The sequence below is a fragment of the Mycobacterium botniense genome, assembly GCF_010723305.1.
GTDB lineage: Bacteria > Actinomycetota > Actinomycetes > Mycobacteriales > Mycobacteriaceae > Mycobacterium > Mycobacterium botniense.
Genome location: NZ_BLKW01000002.1, coordinates 956096 through 976992, shown reverse-complemented (window position 1 = coordinate 976992; position 20897 = coordinate 956096). Strand labels below are relative to the sequence as shown.

The following is a 20897-nucleotide window of genomic DNA, read 5'->3' as shown; positions in this document are numbered from 1 at the left end:
TCTCGCTGATCTGTTCCTGCGTCGCATATGTAGTGCGTGGATACGACGAGATGCCAAACTGTCCTGCTCGACCTTTTCGGACGGGAGAGCGATTTATGAAAATCACTCCTAAAATCGTTCTCGCCGAGATTGTTTGGCTGGTTATGTTCGGCTTGATGCTGTTTTTGCCGTCGTGGACATTCGATTATTGGCAGGCGTGGGTTCTTCTGGCAGTGTTTACCCTGTCGGCGCGGTTGCCCGGAATCTACTTGCTGCGTACGAATCCCGGTGCGCTTCAGCGGCGCATGCGTGGGGGACCGAGGGCGGAGACCCGGATGGTGCAGAAGGTAGTCATGGGTGGCGTGTGGTCGTCGCTGGTCGCGATGGTCGTGATCAGCGCCCTTGACCATCGCTTCGGTTGGTCGTCGGTGCCAACCGCGATCTGTGTGGGTGGTGATGTCCTGGTCGCCGTCGGATTGGGTGTGGTGATGGTCGTGGTGATGCAGAACAGCTACGCGGCCGCGACTGTCCAGGTCGAGTCGGGCCAGAAGCTTGTCTCCACCGGCTTGTACCGGGTGGTGCGCCATCCCATGTACGCAGGCAATGTGGTCACGATGGTGGGCATCCCGCTGGCGCTCGGTTCCTACTGGGGGCTCGTCTTTGTCATACCCGGTCTGCTCGTGCTCGCGGCGCGCATTCGCGACGAGGAAAAGCTGCTCCGGGACGAGTTGGCAGGATATCGCGCGTACACGCAGCGAGTTCGCTATCGGGTGCTGCCCCGGTTGTGGTGAAAGACCGTGATCCGCAGCTGAATCCGCTGTGCCACCGGCCAGTTCCCACCGCCCACCGATGGATCGCACAAGCTATCGGAGGTTTTAGTCCACCAACTCGGCATCTGCGCCTAACCGTTGGCTCAGGCTTCTCACTGAGGGAGCGTCGAATAAGGTTGGCACGGTAAGGCAGACATTGAGGGCTGCGTTGATCGCGGCAATCACCCGCATCGCCGTAATCGAATCCCCGCCCAAGTCGAAAAACGACTCATCGACCCCGACGCGGTCGACACCCAGCACCTGCGCGTAGATATCAGCCATGATCTGCTCGACGAGGGTAGCCGGGGCGTGATAATCGCGCCTGGTACCGCGGGATTCGGGTGCCAGCACTGGTGGTGGCTGGGTGAGGATTGCCCGGTTGCCCCATGTGTCGAGGTGGGTGTGTTCGGTGTGGTCTAGTACGTCGATGGATGACAGTGGTTGGTGTGGGTTGGTGGTCATGGCGGTCAGCAGTCGTTGCAGCCGCTCGATGAGGGTTTGGATGGTGGCGGCGTCAAACACATCCGTACGGAATTGAACGCGAAGGTCGAGTTCGGGGCCGGGCAGGGCCTGGATGGCAAGCGGGTAGTGATAGTAGTCGCGGTTGGTGAGCTTGGTGATGGCTAACCCGTCGATACCAGTTAACGCGGTGGTGTCGATGGGGTAGTTCTCGTAGACGAAAACGGTGTCGAACAGTATCCGATGGCCGGTGATGCGGTGGATGTCGCTGAGTGCGAGGTGTTGGTGTTCGAGGGTGTGGTTGTGGGTGGTTTGCAGCTGGTGAAGCAGGTCAGCGGTGGTGGTTGTGGGGGTGAGGCTGGCCCGCACCGGCACTGTGTTGATTAACAGGCCCACCATCGAGTCCACGCCGTCCACCTCGGCCGAGCGCCCCGAAACCGTGGTGCCGAAGGCGATGTCGTGGCGGCCGGTCAGTCCCATCAGCAGTTGGGCGAAGGCGCCTTGCAGCACGGTGCTGATGGTGGTGTGGCAGCAGCGCGCCAGTTCACCCAGGGCCTGGGTGAGGTGTTCGGGCACCCGAAAGGAGGTAACGTCGCGCCGCCCCAGCCCCCACCGGTCGGGGGCTCCCACCAAGGTGGGGGTGTCAAAACCGGTGAACACCTCCCGCCAGATCGCGCGGGCGGTGTCACGGTCACGACCCGCCAGCCAGGTCACAAAGCTGCGGTAGGAGGGGGCCGCAGGCAGCCGCTGCCCGTAGTAGCTGGCGAATATTTCACGCAGCAGGATCGGCAGCGACCAGCCGTCGAGCACGATGTGGTGGTTGGTCAGCGCAAACCGGTGCTGGTGCTCGGCGGTGCGCAGTAAAGCGGCCCGGAAAGGCGGTTGGTCGGCGAGGTTGCCCACCGCGGCGCGTTCATCGGCCCAGATCCGCTGAACCTGTTCTTCGACCTCGGTGCTGGGGTCCAGTTCGGCATACCGCCAGGGCACCACCGGATCAGCCGGGATGATTTGCACCGGTTCTTCGAATTTGTCGGAGAAGCGGGCCAGCAGGTGGGGATGGCGGGTGAGCACCGTGTGCACCGCGTCACGCAGCCGGTTTGGGTCAAGCCGGCCCGTTAACGTGATATCGAGTTGCACCGCATACACGTCATCGCTGGTGTGTGTGGTGCTGGCGTGAAACAGCAGCCCCTGTTGTAGGGGGGTCAACGGCAAAACATCAGCGATCGCATGGTGCTGCTGAAGCTCGTCGATTTGCAGCTGGCTGAGCCGGGCAGCGATGTCGGAGGGGGTTAACCCGCCCCCACCGCGGCGCACATGCGCACAGATACCGGTTAGGGCGTCAAACCATAACTGGCTTAACCGGTTGGCTTGGTCTTGGTTAAGCACCGAGGACGCCCACGTCCAGCCGGCGTGCAGGCGTGGGCCGGTGTCGGTTTCGACGGTGCCGGCGTTGAGTTCCACCGTGTGCGCCAGCGGCAACGGGATCGCCGCGACCGCGGCGGTGACCGCCCACCCGTCCGGGCAGATGCGCCACCCCTCAGCGGACACGTCGCCCACCGTCGCGCCCACACGCCCCAGATAGTTAAACCCGATCACCGGGTCGGGCCCACCTAAATCCACCTCGGGGTTTAAATAGCGCAGCACACCATAGCTCAACGGATCCGGCAGGGCCCGCAGCTGCTCTTTAGCGTTTTTGATCACCGCCCCCAGCGCCGGCTCACCGGCGCGCACCTGCGCCCAGTCCAGCCCCCCCACCGCCAAGGCCACCGGGTATTTGGTGGTGAACCACCCCACCGTGCGCGACAGGTCCACATCGGCGCCCAGTTCCTCTTGGCGACCGTGGCCCTCCACGTCGATACCGATCGGCGCGTCACCCACACCCAAAAACTCCGCCCACGCCAAGGCGAACGCGATCAACAAAATGTCGTGTATCCCGGTATGAAACGCCGCCGGCACCTCACCCACAAGCATCTGGGTGGTCTCACCATCCAACAACACCGACAGCTGTCCGGCAGTGGCGAACGTGTCTTTTTCGGGGCAGGCCGCCGGCAGCGCGGGCGGGACCGCCACCACCTGCCGCCACGTGTGGGCGTGTTGGACCACATCGGGGCGGTGGGCATGCTCAGCCAGCAGCGCCGCCCAGCGGGCAAATGATGTCCCGGTGGGCGGCAACACCACCTGCTGCCCACCGCGATGCTGGGCCCAGGCGATGTTGAGGTCTTCCACCAGGATCCGCCACGACACCCCATCGACGGCCAGATGGTGGATGATCACCACTAACTGGCCCGCCGAGGCCACCCACAGCGCGCTAAGCATCACCCCGGCCGCCGGGTTCAACCGTGACCGCGCCTGTATCAACGCCTCATAAGACAACGCATCCACTGTGTGCAGGCACCCGCGCGCATCCACCGCCCCGGCCTCACGCACCCGAAGCGACCACCCCCCCGCGCCGTCATCATCGACACGCAGCCGCAACATGGCATGCCGATCCAGCAGCGTCTGCAACAACACCACCACATCGGCCTGGCTCACCCCCACCGGGGCCTGCAGCAGCATCGTCTGGTTGAACTGCTCCACCGGGCCCGCCATACCCTGCAGCCAGCACATGATCGGGGTGGCCACCACCGGGCCGATACCCTCATCGACCACATCGACTGCAGTGTCAGCCACCTTGGCCACCCGGGCCAGCCGGGCCACGGTCTGCTCCACGAAAATATCGCGCGGCCGGCACACCACCCCGGCGGCGCGGGCCCGCGCCACCACCTGCATCGACAAAATACTGTCCCCACCCAGTTCGAAAAACGAGTCGTCGACCCCCACCCGCGGCAAACCCAGCACCTGGGCGTAGATCCCGGCCAAAATCTCTTCCACCGCGTCGGTGGGGGCGCGGTAACGATCCGCGTCTTGATACTCCGGGGCCGGCAGGGCCCGGGTGTCGAGTTTGCCGTTAACCGTCAACGGCAGCGCCGCTAACACCACCACCGCGGCCGGCACCATATACCCCGGCAGCCGCTCAGCCAACGCCGCGCGCACCGCGGCCGGCTCAACCGCACCGGTCACATACCCCACCAGCCGCTTATCCCCGGGACGGTCCTCGCGGGCGATCACCACCGCCTGCCCCACCCCCGGCAGCGCATTCAACGCCGCCTGCACCTCACCCAACTCGATGCGATACCCGCGGATTTTGACCTGCGCATCCGCGCGCCCCAGATAATGCAGCTGCCCATCGGCCCCCCAGCGCACCAAATCCCCGGTGCGATACATGCGCGCACCCGGGCCCCCAAACGGGCACGCCACAAACCGCGACCCCGTCAACCCCGCCCGCCCGACATACCCGACAGCGACGCCTTGGCCGGCCACATACAATTCCCCCACCACACCCACCGGCACCGGCCGCAACCACCCATCGAGCACGAAAAAACCCAAATGCGCCAACGGCACCCCGATCGGGCTGACCGCGCTATCAACATCACCGCCGCCGATCTCCCGAAACGACGCATGCACCGTCGTCTCGGTGATGCCGTACAAGTTCAACAGCCGCGGTGACCCGGGATGGTTATCCAGCCAGGTGCGCAGCCGCTGCGGGTCCAGCGCCTCCCCACCGAACACCACAGCCTCCAACACAAGTTGGCGCCCCAGCTCAGCTGATAACACGTCAGCGGTTTGTAACGCATAAAACGCCGACGGGGTCTGACTTAAAACACTGACCCGCTCTTTAACCAGCAGGGCGTGGAAATCCTCTGGTGACCGCGCCACCGACTCGGGCACCACCACCAACCGCCCACCATAAAGCAGCGCCCCGAAAATCTCCCACACCGAAAAATCAAACGCCAACGAATGACACTGCGACCACACCCGCCCCCCACCCAAACCCATCTCGCGGTCCAGCACCGCCAGCAGCCGGGCCACATTCGCATGCGGGACCGCCACCCCTTTAGGCGCCCCGGTGGTGCCCGAGGTGTAAATGATGTAGGCGATATTGTCGGGGGCCGGGGCGGGCAGCGCGGTGCCGGGTTGGGTGCGCACCGCCGGGTCATCGACATCGATGACCCGCAGATCACAGCCTTCGACCCGCCCGGCCAGCGCCCCGGTGGTCACCACCGCGATCGGCGCGGCGTCACCGAGCATGAACCGTATCCGCGTCGCCGGCACCCCCGCATCAATGGGCACATAGGCCGCCCCGGTTTTCAGCACCGCCAAAATCGCCACCACCGCCTGCGCGGAGCGCTCCATCAGCACCGCCACACACTCACCCGGGCCCGCCCCATAACCACACAGCACCCGCGCCAACCGGTTCGCCGCCTCCTCCAGCTGGCGGTAGGTCATCGACTGGCCCCCACAACTAAGCGCCACCGCCTCAGGCACACGCGCCACCTGCGCGGCGAACAACCCCGGAATCGAATCCAGCACCGGTGAGGGCCGGGTCAGAATCGCCCGATTACCCCACCCCTCCAAACGGGCACGCTCCCCCCCATCCAGCACCTCAATCGACGACAACCGCCGACCCGGATCCGCCGTCATCGCCACCAACACCCGCTGCAACCGCTCGATGAGGGTTTGGATGGTGGTGGTGTCAAACACATCGGTGCGAAACTCCACCGCCCCACCGATCCCGGCGGGCTCACCGGTTTGGCTCCAGCGTGGGGTCAAGGAAAACGACAGGTCCATGCGGGCGGTGTGGGTGTCAAGCGGCAGTGGTGTGATCTGCACATCCCCTAAGGCCAGCCCGGCGGCGTTGCTGTCTTGCCAGGCGAAGTTTTGCCAGGCCAACATCACCTGCACCAGCGGGTGATGGGTCAGGCTTCGGGGGGGATTAAGCCGCTCCACCAGCACCTCAAAAGGCACATCTTGGTGCTCGTAGGCGGCCAGGCTGCGCCGCCGCACCTGGGCCAGCAGTTCGGCGACGCTGGGATCTCCGCTCAAATCGACGCGCAGCACCAAGGTGTTGACGAAAAAACCCACCAGCTCATCCAGCGCGGCGTCGCGGCGCCCGGCGATGGGGAATCCCACCGCCACGTCAGTGCTGGCGCACAGGTGTGACAGCAGCAGTGTCAGGGCGGCCTGCAACACCATGAAGCTGGTCGCGTTGTGGTCGCGGGCCAACTGAGCAATCCGCTGCTGCAGCTCGGCGGGCCAGTCGACGGCCACACTGGCGCCGTGGTAATCAGCGACCGGCGGGTAGGGCCGATCGGTGGGCAGCTGCAAATGCTCGGGCATGCCGGCCAGGGCATCCTCCCAATAGGCCAACTGCTCGCTGATGCGGCTGCGGCTATCGCTGAGCTCCCCTAGCTGCGCACGCTGCCAGAGCGTGTAATCGACATACTGCACCGCCAGATCAGCCCAGTCGGGGGCCCGCCCCGCACACCGGCTGGCATAGGCCACCCCCAAGTCATGCACCAGCGGGATGATCGACCAGCCATCGGCGGCGATGTGATGCATCACCGCCACCAGCACATGCTCCTCGTCGCCGACACGGAAAAGCCGTGCCCGCAGCGGAATCTCGGTCGCCAAATCGAATGGGTCACGCGCCACGGTGTCGATGGTTTCCCTCAGCTGGGTGTGCGACCAGCCGCTGGCATCCACCACGGCCCACCCAAAATCGGCTTGGTCGGCGGGCACCACCAGCTGCCGCGGGACCCCCTCCACCGCCGGGAACAGTGTGCGCAGGCTTTCCTGGCGATCCACCACATCGGCCAGCGCCGCACCCAACGCGTCGGTGTCGAGGTGCCCGCTCAGCCGCAACGCCACCGCGAGGTTGTAGATCGGTGAGGGCCCCTGCAACTGGTCGATAAACCACAACCGGCTTTGGGCGAACGACAATGGAACCACCGCGGGTCGCTCACCCGCCACTAACGGTTCCAGTCGGCGCTCATGCCCACCGATTCGGGGCGCCAACTGCGCGATTGTGGGCGACTCGAACACCGCGCGCACCGAAATCGCGGCGTCCAGGGCGCGGTTGACGGCGGCGACCAGGCGCATCGCCGATAGCGAATCCCCACCCAGGTCGAAAACGAGTCGTCGACCCCACCCGCGGCAAACCCAGCACCTGGGCGTAGATCCCGGCCAAAATCTCTTCCACCGCGTCGGTGGGGGCGCGGTAACGATCCGCGTCTTGATACTCCGGGGCCGGCAGGGCCCGGGTGTCGAGTTTGCCGTTAACCGTCAACGGCAGCGCCGCTAACACCACCACCGCGGCCGGCACCATATACCCCGGCAGCCGCTCAGCCAACGCCGCGCGCACCGCGGCCGGCTCAACCGCACCGGTCACATACCCCACCAGCCGCTTATCCCCGGGACGGTCCTCGCGGGCGATCACCACCGCCTGCCCCACCCCCGGCAGCGCATTCAACGCCGCCTGCACCTCACCCAACTCGATGCGATACCCGCGGATTTTGACCTGCGCATCCGCGCGCCCCAGATAATGCAGCTGCCCATCGGCCCCCCAGCGCACCAAATCCCCGGTGCGATACATGCGCGCACCCGGGCCCCCAAACGGGCACGCCACAAACCGCGACCCCGTCAACCCCGCCCGCCCGACATACCCGACAGCGACGCCTTGGCCGGCCACATACAATTCCCCCACCACACCCACCGGCACCGGCCGCAACCACCCATCCAGCACGAACAGCGCTGCGGTCGATACCGGCGAGCCGATCGGGGCCGCACCGGTCCCGACCGAGAGCGGCGCACTCATCGACGCATAGACGGTGACTTCGGTGGGGCCGTAGGCGTTGATGACCACCCGCCCCGGTGCCCATTGATCGACTACCTCGGCCGGGCAGGTCTCCCCCCCGAGCAGTACCGCCACCGACTCCAGGCCCTGCGGACGGAGTGTGGCCACCGCCGACGGGGTTTGGGTGAGCACATTGACCCGCTCTTTAACCAGCAGGGCGTGGAAATCCTCTGGGGACCGCGCCACCGAATCGGGCACCACCACCAACCGCCCACCACTAAGCAGCGCCCCGAAAATCTCCCACACCGAAAAGTCGAAACCCAACGAGTGACACTGTGTCCACACCTGCTCCGCCGGGAGGTGTGGGGGCGACGACGCCGCCAAGTGGGCCAGGTTGTGGTGGGTGATGGCCACCCCTTTAGGTGCCCCGGTGGTGCCCGAGGTGTAAATGATGTAGGCGATATTGTCGGGGGCCGGGGCGGGCAGCGCGGTGCCGGGTTGGGTGCGCACCGCCGGGTCATCGACATCGATGACCCGCAGATCACAGCCTTCGACCCGCCCGGCCAGCGCCCCGGTGGTCACCACCGCGATCGGCGCGGCGTCACCGAGCATGAACCGTATCCGCGTCGCCGGCACCCCCGCATCAATGGGCACATAGGCCGCCCCGGTTTTCAGCACCGCCAAAATCGCCACCACCGCCTGCGCGGAGCGCTCCATCAGCACCGCCACACACTCACCCGGGCCCGCCCCATAACCACACAGCACCCGCGCCAACCGGTTCGCCGCCTCCTCCAGCTGGCGGTAGGTCATCGACTGGCCCCCACAACTAAGCGCCACCGCCTCAGGCACACGCGCCACCTGCGCGGCGAACAACCCCGGAATCGAATCCAGCACCGGTGAGGGCCGGGTCAGAATCGCCCGGTTGCCCCATGTGTCGAGGTGGGTGTGTTCGGTGTGGTCTAGTACGTCGATGGATGACAGTGGTTGGTGTGGGTTGGTGGTCATGGCGGTCAACACCCGCTGCAACCGCTCGATGAGGGTTTGGATGGTGGTGGTGTCAAACACATCGGTGCGAAACTCCACCGCCCCACCGATCCCGGCGGGCTCACCGGTTTGGCTCCAGCGTGGGGTCAAGGAAAACGACAGGTCCATGCGGGCGGTGTGGGTGTCAAGCGGCAGTGGTGTGATCTGCACATCCCCTAAGGCCAGCCCGGCGGCGTTGCTGTCTTGCCAGGCGAAGTTTTGCCAGGCCAACATCACCTGCACCAGCGGGTGATGGGTCAGGCTTCGGGGGGGATTAAGCCGCTCCACCAGCACCTCAAAAGGCACATCTTGGTGCTCGTAGGCGGCCAGGCTGCGCCGCCGCACCTGGGCCAGCAGTTCGGCGACGCTGGGATCTCCGCTCAAATCGACGCGCAGCACCAAGGTGTTGACGAAAAAACCCACCAGCTCATCCAGCGCGGCGTCGCGGCGCCCGGCGATGGGGAATCCCACCGCCACGTCAGTGCTGGCGCACAGGTGTGACAGCAGCAGTGTCAGGGCGGCCTGCAACACCATGAAGCTGGTCGCGTTGTGGTCGCGGGCCAACTGAGCAATCCGCTGCTGCAGCTCGGCGGGCCAGTCGACGGCCACACTGGCGCCGTGGTAATCAGCGACCGGCGGGTAGGGCCGATCGGTGGGCAGCTGCAAATGCTCGGGCATGCCGGCCAGGGCATCCTCCCAATAGGCCAACTGCTCGCTGATGCGGCTGCGGCTATCGCTGAGCTCCCCTAGCTGCGCACGCTGCCAGAGCGTGTAATCGACATACTGCACCGCCAGATCAGCCCAGTCGGGGGCCCGCCCCGCACACCGGCTGGCATAGGCCACCCCCAAGTCATGCACCAGCGGGATGATCGACCAGCCATCGGCGGCGATGTGATGCATCACCGCCACCAGCACATGCTCCTCGTCGCCGACACGGAAAAGCCGTGCCCGCAGCGGAATCTCGGTCGCCAAATCGAATGGGTCACGCGCCACGGTGTCGATGGTTTCCCTCAGCTGGGTGTGCGACCAGCCGCTGGCATCCACCACGGCCCACCCAAAATCGGCTTGGTCGGCGGGCACCACCAGCTGCCGCGGGACCCCCTCCACCGCCGGGAACAGTGTGCGCAGGCTTTCCTGGCGATCCACCACATCGGCCAGCGCCGCACCCAACGCGTCGGTGTCGAGGTGCCCGCTCAGCCGCAACGCCACCGCGAGGTTGTAGATCGGTGAGGGCCCTGCAACTGGTCGATAAACCACAACCGGCTTTGGGCGAACGACAATGGAACCACCGCGGGTCGCTCACCCGCCACTAACGGTTCCAGTCGGCGCTCATGCCCACCGATTCGGGGCGCCAACTGCGCGATTGTGGGCGACTCGAACACCGCGCGCACCGAAATCGCGGCGTCCAGGGCGCGGTTGACGGCGGCGACCAGGCGCATCGCCGATAGCGAATCCCCACCCAGTTCGAAAAACGAGTCGTCGACCCCCACCCGCGGCAAACCCAGCACCTGGGCGTAGATCCCGGCCAAAATCTCTTCCACCGCGTCGGTGGGGGCGCGGTAACGATCCGCGTCTTGATACTCCGGGGCCGGCAGGGCCCGGGTGTCGAGTTTGCCGTTAACCGTCAACGGCAGCGCCGCTAACACCACCACCGCGGCCGGCACCATATACCCCGGCAGCCGCTCAGCCAACGCCGCGCGCACCGCGGCCGGCTCAACCGCACCGGTCACATACCCCACCAGCCGCTTATCCCCGGGACGGTCCTCGCGGGCGATCACCACCGCCTGCCCCACCCCCGGCAGCGCATTCAACGCCGCCTGCACCTCACCCAACTCGATGCGATACCCGCGGATTTTGACCTGCGCATCCGCGCGCCCCAGATAATGCAGCTGCCCATCGGCCCCCCAGCGCACCAAATCCCCGGTGCGATACATGCGCGCACCCGGGCCCCCAAACGGGCACGCCACAAACCGCGACCCCGTCAACCCCGCCCGCCGCCAATACCCATACCCCACCCCGGCGCCGGCCACATACAATTCCCCCACCACACCCACCGGCACCGGCCGCAACCACCCATCGAGCACGAAAAAACCCAAATGCGCCAACGGCACCCCGATCGGGCTGACCGCGCTATCAACATCACCGCCGCCGATCTCCCGAAACGACGCATGCACCGTCGTCTCGGTGGTGCCGTACAAGTTCAACAGCCGCGGTGACCCGGGATGGTTATCCAGCCAGGTGCGCAGCCGCTGCGGGTCCAGCGCCTCCCCGGCGAACACCACAGCCTCCAACACAAGTTGGCGCCCCAGCTCAGCTGATAACACGTCAGCGGTTTGTAACGCATAAAACGCCGACGGGGTCTGACTTAAAACACTGACCCGCTCTTTAACCAGCAGGGCGTGGAAATCCTCTGGGGAACGCGCCACCGACTCGGGCACCACCACCAACCGCCCACCATAAAGCAGCGCGCCCCACATTTCGCACACTGACACGTCAAACGCCAACGAATGCCACTGCGACCACACCTGCTCCGGGGGTAGCTCGGTCTCGAGTGCCGCCAGCAGCCGGGTCACGTTGTGGTGGGCGATGGCCACCCCTTTAGGCACCCCGGTGGTGCCCGAGGTGTAAATGATGTAGGCGATATTGTCGGGGGCCGGGGCGGGCAGCGCGGTGCCGGGTTGGGTGCGCACCGCCGGGTCATCGACATCGATGACCCGCAGATCACAGCCTTCGACCCGCCCGGCCAGCGCCCCGGTGGTCACCACCGCGATCGGCGCGGCGTCACCGAGCATGAACCGTATCCGCGTCGCCGGCACCCCCGCATCAATGGGCACATAGGCCGCCCCGGTTTTCAGCACCGCCAAAATCGCCACCACCGCCTGCGCGGAGCGCTCCATCAGCACCGCCACACACTCACCCGGGCCCGCCCCATAACCACACAGCACCCGCGCCAACCGGTTCGCCGCCTCCTCCAGCTGGCGGTAGGTCATCGACTGGCCCCCACAACTAAGCGCCACCGCCTCAGGCACACGCGCCACCTGCGCGGCGAACAACCCCGGAATCGAATCCAGCACCGGTGAGGGCCGGGTCAGAATCGCCCGGTTGCCCCATGTGTCGAGGTGGGTGTGTTCGGTGTGGTCTAGTACGTCGATGGATGACAGTGGTTGGTGTGGGTTGGTGGTCATGGCGGTCAGCAGTCGTTGCAGCCGCTCGATGAGGGTTTGGATGGTGGCGGCGTCAAACACATCAGTGTCGAATTCGACGCGAAGACCGAGTTCGGGGCCGGGCAGGGCCTGGATGGCAAGCGGGTAGTGGTTGTATTCGCGGTTGGTGAGCTTGGTGATGGCTAACCCGTCGATACCAGTTAACGCGGTGGTGTCGATGGGGTAGTTCTCGTAGACGAAAAAAGTGTCGAACAGGTGGTCGTGGCCGGTGATGCGGTGGATGTCGCTGAGTGCGAGGTGTTGGTGTTCGAGGGTGTGGTTGTGGGTGGTTTGCAGCTGGTGAAGCAGGTCAGCGGTGGTGGTTGTGGGGGTGAGGCTGGCCCGCACCGGCACTGTGTTGATTAACAGGCCCACCATCGAGTCCACGCCGTCCACCTCGGCCGAGCGCCCCGAAACCGTGGTGCCGAAGGCGATGTCGTGGCGGCCGGTCAGTCCCATCAGCAGTTGGGCGAAGGCGCCTTGCAGCACGGTGCTGATGGTGGTGTGGCAGCAGCGCGCCAGTTCACCCAGGGCCTGGGTGAGGTGTTCGGGCACCCGAAAGGAGGTAACGTCGCGCCGCCCCAGCCCCCACCGGTCGGGGGCTCCCACCAAGGTGGGGTGTCAAAACCGGTGAACACCTCCCGCCAGATCGCGCGGGCGGTGTCACGGTCACGACCCGCCAGCCAGGTCACAAAGCTGCGGTAGGAGGGGGCCGCAGGCAGCCGCTGCCCGTAGTAGCTGGCGAATATTTCACGCAGCAGGATCGGCAGCGACCAGCCGTCGAGCACGATGTGGTGGTTGGTCAGCGCAAACCGGTGCTGGTGCTCGGCGGTGCGCAGTAAAGCGGCCCGGAAAGGCGGTTGGTCGGCGAGGTTGCCCACCGCGGCGCGTTCATCGGCCCAGATCCGCTGAACCTGTTCTTCGACCTCGGTGCTGGGGTCCAGTTCGGCATACCGCCAGGGCACCACCGGATCAGCCGGGATGATTTGCACCGGTTCTTCGAATTTGTCGGAGAAGCGGGCCAGCAGGTGGGGATGGCGGGTGAGCACCGTGTGCACCGCGTCACGCAGCCGGTTTGGGTCAAGCCGGCCCGTTAACGTGATATCGAGTTGCACCGCATACACGTCATCGCTGGTGTGTGTGGTGCTGGCGTGAAACAGCAGCCCCTGTTGTAGGGGGGTCAACGGCAAAACATCAGCGATTCGCATAGTGCTGCTGAAGCTCGTCGATTTGCAGCTGGCTGAGCCGGGCAGCGATGTCGGAGGGGGTTAACCCGCCCCCACCGCGGCGCACATGCGCACAGATACCGGTTAGGGCGTCAAACCATAACTGGCTTAACCGGTTGGCTTGGTCTTGGTTAAGCACCGAGGACGCCCACTTCCAGCCGGCGTGCAGGCGTGGGCCGGTGTCGGTTTCGACGGTGCCGGCGTTGAGTTCCACCGTGTGCGCCAGCGGCAACGGGATCGCCGCGACCGCGGCGGTGACCGCCCACCCGTCCGGGCAGATGCGCCACCCCTCAGCGGACACGTCGCCCACCGTCGCGCCCACACGCCCCAGATAGTTAAACCCGATCACCGGGTCGGGCCCACCTAAATCCACCTCGGGGTTTAAATAGCGCAGCACACCATAGCTCAACGGATCCGGCAGGGCCCGCAGCTGCTCTTTAGCGTTTTTGATCACCGCCCCCAGCGCCGGCTCACCGGCGCGCACCTGCGCCCAGTCCAGCCCCCCCACCGCCAAGGCCACCGGGTATTTGGTGGTGAACCACCCCACCGTGCGCGACAGGTCCACATCGGCGCCCAGTTCCTCTTGGCGACCGTGGCCCTCCACGTCGATACCGATCGGCGCGTCACCCACACCCAAAAACTCCGCCCACGCCAAGGCGAACGCGATCAACAAAATGTCGTGTATCCCGGTATGAAACGCCGCCGGCACCTCACCCACAAGCATCTGGGTGGTCTCACCATCCAACAACACCGACAAGTACCCGGCGGTCAGGTAGTTATCTTTTTCGGGGCAGGCCGCCGGCAGCGCGGGCGGGACCGCCACCACCGCCGCCACGTGTGGGCGTGTTGGACCACATCGGGGCGGTGGGCATGCTCAGCCAGCAGCGCCGCCCAGCGGGCAAATGATGTCCCGGTGGGCGGCAACACCACCTGCTGCCCACCGCGATGCTGGGCCCAGGCGATGTTGAGGTCTTCCACCAGGATCCGCCACGACACCCCATCGACGGCCAGATGGTGGATGATCACCACTAACTGGCCCGCCGAGGCCACCCACAGCGCGCTAAGCATCACCCCGGCCGCCGGGTTCAGCCGTGACCGCGCCTGTATCAACGCCTCATAAGACAACGCATCCACTGTGTGCAGGCACCCGCGCGCATCCACCGCCCCGGCCTCACGCACCCGAAGCGACCACCCCCCCGCGCCGTCATCATCGACACGCAGCCGCAACATGGCATGCCGATCCAGCAGCGTCTGCAACAACACCACCACATCGGCCTGGCTCACCCCCACCGGGGCCTGCAGCAGCATCGTCTGGTTGAACTGCTCCACCGGGCCCGCCATACCCTGCAGCCAGCACATGATCGGGGTGGCCACCACCGGGCCGATACCCTCATCGACCACATCGACTGCAGTGTCAGCCACCTTGGCCACCCGGGCCAGCCGGGCCACGGTCTGCTCCACGAAAATATCGCGCGGCCGGCACACCACCCCGGCGGCGCGGGCCCGCGCCACCACCTGCATCGACAAAATACTGTCCCCACCCAGTTCGAAAAACGAGTCGTCGACCCCCACCCGCGGCAAACCCAGCACCTGGGCGTAGATCCCGGCCAAAATCTCTTCCACCGCGTCGGTGGGGGCGCGGTAACGATCCGCGTCTTGATACTCCGGGGCCGGCAGGGCCCGGGTGTCGAGTTTGCCGTTAACCGTCAACGGCAGCGCCGCTAACACCACCACCGCGGCCGGCACCATATACCCCGGCAGCCGCTCAGCCAACGCCGCGCGCACCGCGGCCGGCTCAACCGCACCGGTCACATACCCCACCAGCCGCTTATCCCCGGGACGGTCCTCGCGGGCGATCACCACCGCCTGCCCCACCCCCGGCAGCGCATTCAACGCCGCCTGCACCTCACCCAACTCGATGCGATACCCGCGGATTTTGACCTGCGCATCCGCGCGCCCCAGATAATGCAGCTGCCCATCGGCCCCCCAGCGCACCAAATCCCCGGTGCGATACATGCGCGCACCCGGGCCCCCAAACGGGCACGCCACAAACCGCGACCCCGTCAACCCCGCCCGCCCGACATACCCGACAGCGACGCCTTGGCCGGCCACATACAATTCCCCCACCACACCCACCGGCACCGGCCGCAACCACCCATCGAGCACGAAAAAACCCAAATGCGCCAACGGCACCCGATCGGGCTGACCGCGCTATCAACATCACCGCCGCCGATCTCCCGAAACGACGCATGCACCGTCGTCTCGGTGATGCCGTACAAGTTCAACAGCCGCGGTGACCCGGGATGGTTATCCAGCCAGGTGCGCAGCCGCTGCGGGTCCAGCGCCTCCCCACCGAACACCACAGCCTCCAACACAAGTTGGCGCCCCAGCTCAGCTGATAACACGTCAGCGGTTTGTAACGCATAAAACGCCGACGGGGTCTGACTTAAAACACTGACCCGCTCTTTAACCAGCAGGGCGTGGAAATCCTCTGGTGACCGCGCCACCGACTCGGGCACCACCACCAACCGCCCACCATAAAGCAGCGCCCCGAAAATCTCCCACACCGAAAAATCAAACGCCAACGAATGACACTGCGACCACACCCGCCCCCCACCCAAACCCATCTCGCGGTCCAGCACCGCCAGCAGCCGGGCCACATTCGCATGCGGGACCGCCACCCTTTAGGCGCCCCGGTGGTGCCCGAGGTGTAAATGATGTAGGCGATATTGTCGGGGGCCGGGGCGGGCAGCGCGGTGCCGGGTTGGGTGCGCACCGCCGGGTCATCGACATCGATGACCCGCAGATCACAGCCTTCGACCCGCCCGGCCAGCGCCCCGGTGGTCACCACCGCGATCGGCGCGGCGTCACCGAGCATGAACCGTATCCGCGTCGCCGGCACCCCCGCATCAATGGGCACATAGGCCGCCCCGGTTTTCAGCACCGCCAAAATCGCCACCACCGCCTGCGCGGAGCCTCCATCAGCACCGCCACACACTCACCCGGGCCCGCCCCATAACCACACAGCACCCGCGCCAACCGGTTCGCCGCCTCCTCCAGCTGGCGGTAGGTCATCGACTGGCCCCCACAACTAAGCGCCACCGCCTCAGGCACACGCGCCACCTGCGCGGCGAACAACCCCGGAATCGAATCCAGCACCGGTGAGGGCCGGGTCAGAATCGCCCGATTACCCCACCCCTCCAAACGGGCACGCTCCCCCCCATCCAGCACCTCAATCGACGACAACCGCCGACCCGGATCCGCCGTCATCGCCACCAACACCCGCTGCAACCGCGATGCCACATCGGTGACGTCAAAATTCGAAAACAGCTGCCCGGCACCCAACGTGGTGAGAAACAGCTCGTCACCGACACCCGAAAAGATCAACCCAAAGCCGCCCACCAGACCGGAATTGGTCATTGACGCCGACGCCGCGATACCGCCGAAGTCCAGCGAGAATGAGGTGGGGAAGAAATCAACGACGACTCTATCGACCGACTGCCCTGGACCACGGGGGTGGACTTTGCGCTCGAGGGCCTGCACTGGAAATCTTTGATGCTGCAACGCTTCCCGGATTCGCGTGTGAACATGGTCGCAAAAACCGGCAACCGTAGATGCCGCAGAGACCCTCAATACCAGCGGCACGACTCCGGCAACCATCCCGGGCAGTCTCTTTGATTCCGGACGTACTCGCCTGCTGACTGGGAAGTCGAGCACCACTTCGGAGCCCTCAGCGCACCACCCACGAACCACAAGGGCACACGCGGCGGTGATGACCGACGACCGAGGCATATTCCACATGTCGGCCAACTCGTGTACTCGGCGAAGCACCGCAGGGTCCAATCGCACTGGCGCTGAACGCCAATTCGGATCGTGCCCATCGACAGCCTGCAGCGACCCGGAAGTCAGGTTGCTTTCCGCTGGAAGATTCCCCGTCCAATAAGCCTCATCGTCGCGATAATCCTGGGACGCTTCGTATTCTAATTCGCAGTCGACCAGGTCCTGCAATGAGCCAAAGAAGGCGGGCGGGATCGGTTCTCCGGAAATAATTGCAGAATAGACAGCGGCAATCCGATTGCCCACCAACCCGATACCAGCCGCGTCAATGACTATATGATGGTAGCATCCGAATAGATAGTATTCATCGGGCCGCGTCCGAAACAATGCATATTTGAACAGCGGGCCGGTGAACGGCATTGGCGTGCGCTGGATCGATAATGCTATCTCCTGCGCTTCCTGCACGGGATCGGCCAAGCAGCTCACGTCATAAAAATCCAGTTCGATATTCGGATAATCGACCGCTCGTTGGTAAACCTGGCCGTCTACCTCGAAACAGGAAACCCGGACCGGTTCAGCCTCTTGCATCACTCGGCGGATCGCCCATTCGAGGGCATCACGTTCTAGCGCGCCCTCGATTCGCACCAAAAGGCCGATCTGCCACTCTGTCCCGGAGTGACCTGTCTCCTGCGCCAACCATATGTCCAGCTGTCCCCTCGTCAGCGGAAGTGCGCGATCGTTCAGTTCCATCGGACTCCCTGACCTCAAACACGTCACCTATTCAGAAGCCCGGGCCTCGGCCAGGCTCTCGCGCAGACGCTTCGGGCGTATATCGGGCCAGTTCTGATCGATGTAGTCCAGGCATGCGGCGCGGCCCGCTTCGCCGTACACCACTCGCCAGCCCGCTGGAACGTCGGCAAAGGCCGGCCACAGGCTATGTTGCTCGTCGCCGTTTACTAAGACGAAAAACGTGCCATTGTCATCATCGAACGGATCGATGCTCACCGCGTCTCCATAACCGCCCGTTCAACATGAGTGGAACAAGTTCTAGACCATACTGGAGGTCAACAGGATCGGTCCAGGGTCAAAATGCCTCCGACTGTGACCTCTGTCACAGCTCAATAGTGGCCGGCGGCGCCAGCTCTGGCGTTGCCGTTTCAATACCGGCCAGCTGCAGGATTTTTGCAGCAGATGACGTGTGCGACGCACGACGCTCCCGCGGATTAACGCCCCTAACGAACGCGCGCGGTGGGGTAACGAGCTCCGGTGTCGCCAGTCAGCCAACCCGCCGCTGCCGCGCGAAATCTTCCACCAGATCAGCAGCAGCCGCGACGCTCTCCGCGGGTGGGGTGATCCGGGTGGCGATCTCGCGGGCCCGGGTGCGGTAGGGGGGCGCCAGGATTTTCCGCAGGTCCGCCACCAGCGTTTTTTCGGTCGCAGTCGAGAAACGCCGGGCGGTGCCCACCTGCAGTCGTTTGACCGCAGCGCCATAGATCGCGTGAACGAGATCCCAGTAAAGGATCAGCTGAGGGACTCCGGCCCGAAGCCCAATAGGCGTGGTGCTCGAGCCGCCGTGATGCACGAGCGCGCGGCACGTGGGAAAGATCGCCGCGTAATTGATCGCACCCACCACCTTGACGTGCTCGAACCGGGGGAGGTGGCCGAAATCAGTCCCAGCGGCGCCAACCAGCGCCCGCTCACCTAACCGCGCGCACGCCGAGCTGATCATGGCGAGCGTGTCGGTCGGGGATTCGACCGGTATGCTGCCAAACCCGAAGAAAATCGGCGGCGTGCCCGCGGCGATCCACGCGGCGACCTCCTGGTCGGCGTCCGTCGGCAAGTTCAGCGTCAGCGTGCCGACAAAGGGGCGCTGGCCATCCCATTTCGCCCATTCGGCGGCCAGCCCGGGAAAACACGCCTCGTCGTAGGCCTGGATTTCCAGCGAACCACGCTCGGTGATCCGCCGCGGCGCGGGGCATGTGGCCTTCGGCAGGCCCAGTTCACGGCGCTGCGCGTCCTCGGCCTTCTTCGTCCCCCGCCACGACAGCCACCAAAACGCCGCCACTGCGGAGCGGCCCACCGGCGACGGCAAGAAGGGCAGGACCTGGCTATTGGGCCGCAGTGGAAAGTAATGCAGCGTGGCCAACGGAATGTCGTAATATTCCGCGACATTGGCGGCGGCGTCTTCGAAATTCACGCCGGTGAAGAGGAGGTCGGCCCCGTCGGCCAGCGTCATCAGCGTGGCGCTCATTTCCCTCCAACACCGCAGAATGGGCTGCGCGACATCGCGTCGCGACCTGGTCAGCTCCCGGATCCTCCAGGGATTACGGAAGAAACACGTCCAAAAATTGCGATGCGCGTCTAAAACGGCCCGCGTCTCAGGTCCGAACGGCACCGTCGCAGGTCCGGCCGCCGTGGCGAAGTCGACCAGGTCGGGCGGGACGGCGACATGCACCTCGTGCCCGCGGCGCAACAGTTCACGACCGACCGCGACGCAAGGCTCGACATCGCCGCGACTTCCCCAGCATGCCAGCGCAAATATCATCGCGGAGCCTGGCCTTTCACTGTCCGTGCGCTTATTCCGAAATGCCGGCGGCAGTATCCACCTGCCGGCTCGGGTGCCCGGCAGCATAACCCGACATCTGCGCTATCGACCGGGTATCCAGAAGTTTTCGGTAAGCGACCGCCAACGGGCGCGGGAGAGCCCCACGATCCCCGCTATCTGACCGAGCAGCGCAGCGAGCGCCGAGGCCAGCCGCGACGCCGATGGATGGCAGTGTCTGCTGTTACCATGCTGCGGTGCGGTGGCAGCGTCGAGACCATGCGGAGCAGAAGCCCGGGCGCATACGCCTGGCGCCGAACCGCGGCAAGGCGCCCTGCGGGCCGAATTCTGCGAATTCTCGTAAGTCTCCTAATTCTCAGGACAAGAACGGAATCCTTCGAGTTGCCGCAGCCAATGTTACGTCGTTACGGAAACTTGCAGATTCGCTACAGAAGCTGGCGAGGGCTGCCGTGGCTGTTTATGCCTACCAGCCGACGGGCTCAGAATCCGAAGAATATCACAAGTGGTACTTCAACACCTTCGTGTGGAAGAAGACCACGTGGATGGGGGTCAACTGCTGGAAATCTGTCGCTGACATGTGGAATTACCAGGAGATCCTGTTTGAGCTGAAACCCTCGTTGGTGATCGAGTTCGGCACGGCACACGGCGGCTCGGCGCTCTTTTTCGCCAATATCATGAGGCAGATCGGCGCACCATTCAAGGTGCTTTCCGTGGACATCACCCATGAACGCCTTGAGCCGGCGGCGCGGCGTGATCCCGATATTGTGTTCGTCGAATCGCGATCCACCGTCCCGGCTGTTGCCGAACACATCCAACGCCTCAAAAACGACTTCCCTGGAAAGATCTTCGCCATCCTGGATAGCGATCACACAAAGGATAACGTGCTGGCTGAGATGAAACTACTGCGTCCCTTGCTCTCCGCCGGCGACTACCTCATAGTCGAAGACTCCACTCTGAATGGGCACCCCGTCCTCCCGGGATGGGGACCGGGCCCCTATGAAGCCATCGAAGCATACGAACAAGAATTCCCGGATGACTACACACATGACGTGGAGCGTGAAACTAAATTCGGCTGGACATTCGCACCCCACGGATATTTGATCCGCACCTAGCGTGGGACGCGACGTCGTCGTGGGAAATGCCGGTGTCGTGGTTCATCCGGCCCGGGCAGGCCGGAGGGGCAGA

At 65.0% G+C, this 20897-nt stretch carries 4 protein-coding genes and 2 pseudogenes; 2 read left to right on the top strand and 4 right to left on the bottom strand.

The annotated features are described in order from the left end of the window. Positions 1-95 precede the first annotated feature (95 nt). Positions 96-770, top strand: coding sequence for a methyltransferase family protein (locus G6N08_RS04755; RefSeq protein WP_163754878.1), 675 nt, complete (start codon positions 96-98; stop codon positions 768-770). 111 nt (positions 771-881) lie between these two features. Here G6N08_RS04755 and G6N08_RS21415 read toward each other — a convergent pair. The 4 genes and pseudogenes from G6N08_RS21415 to G6N08_RS04730 all read right to left on the bottom strand — a co-directional run. After that, positions 882-10152: pseudogene (locus G6N08_RS21415) on the bottom strand (amino acid adenylation domain-containing protein); the annotation flags it as partial. Further along, positions 10137-17899 (bottom strand): annotated as a pseudogene (locus tag G6N08_RS21410) (amino acid adenylation domain-containing protein). The pseudogenes G6N08_RS21415 and G6N08_RS21410, both read right to left, overlap by 16 nt. 27 nt (positions 17900-17926) lie before the next feature. After that, on the bottom strand, positions 17927-18154 hold the full coding sequence (locus tag G6N08_RS04735; protein ID WP_163754872.1) for an MbtH family protein: 228 nt from the start codon (positions 18152-18154) through the stop codon (positions 17927-17929). A 271-nt stretch (positions 18155-18425) separates the two neighbouring features. After that, complete coding sequence (locus G6N08_RS04730; RefSeq protein WP_163754870.1) at positions 18426-19694, bottom strand: glycosyltransferase; 1269 nt, start codon at positions 19692-19694, stop codon at positions 18426-18428. A gap of 221 nt (positions 19695-19915) precedes the next feature. Between G6N08_RS04730 and G6N08_RS04725 the strand changes: the two genes are divergently transcribed. Next, a complete protein-coding gene (locus G6N08_RS04725) occupies positions 19916-20824 on the top strand; it encodes a rhamnosyl O-methyltransferase (RefSeq protein ID WP_218033339.1) in 909 nt (302 codons plus the stop codon). Positions 20825-20897 lie beyond the last annotated feature (73 nt).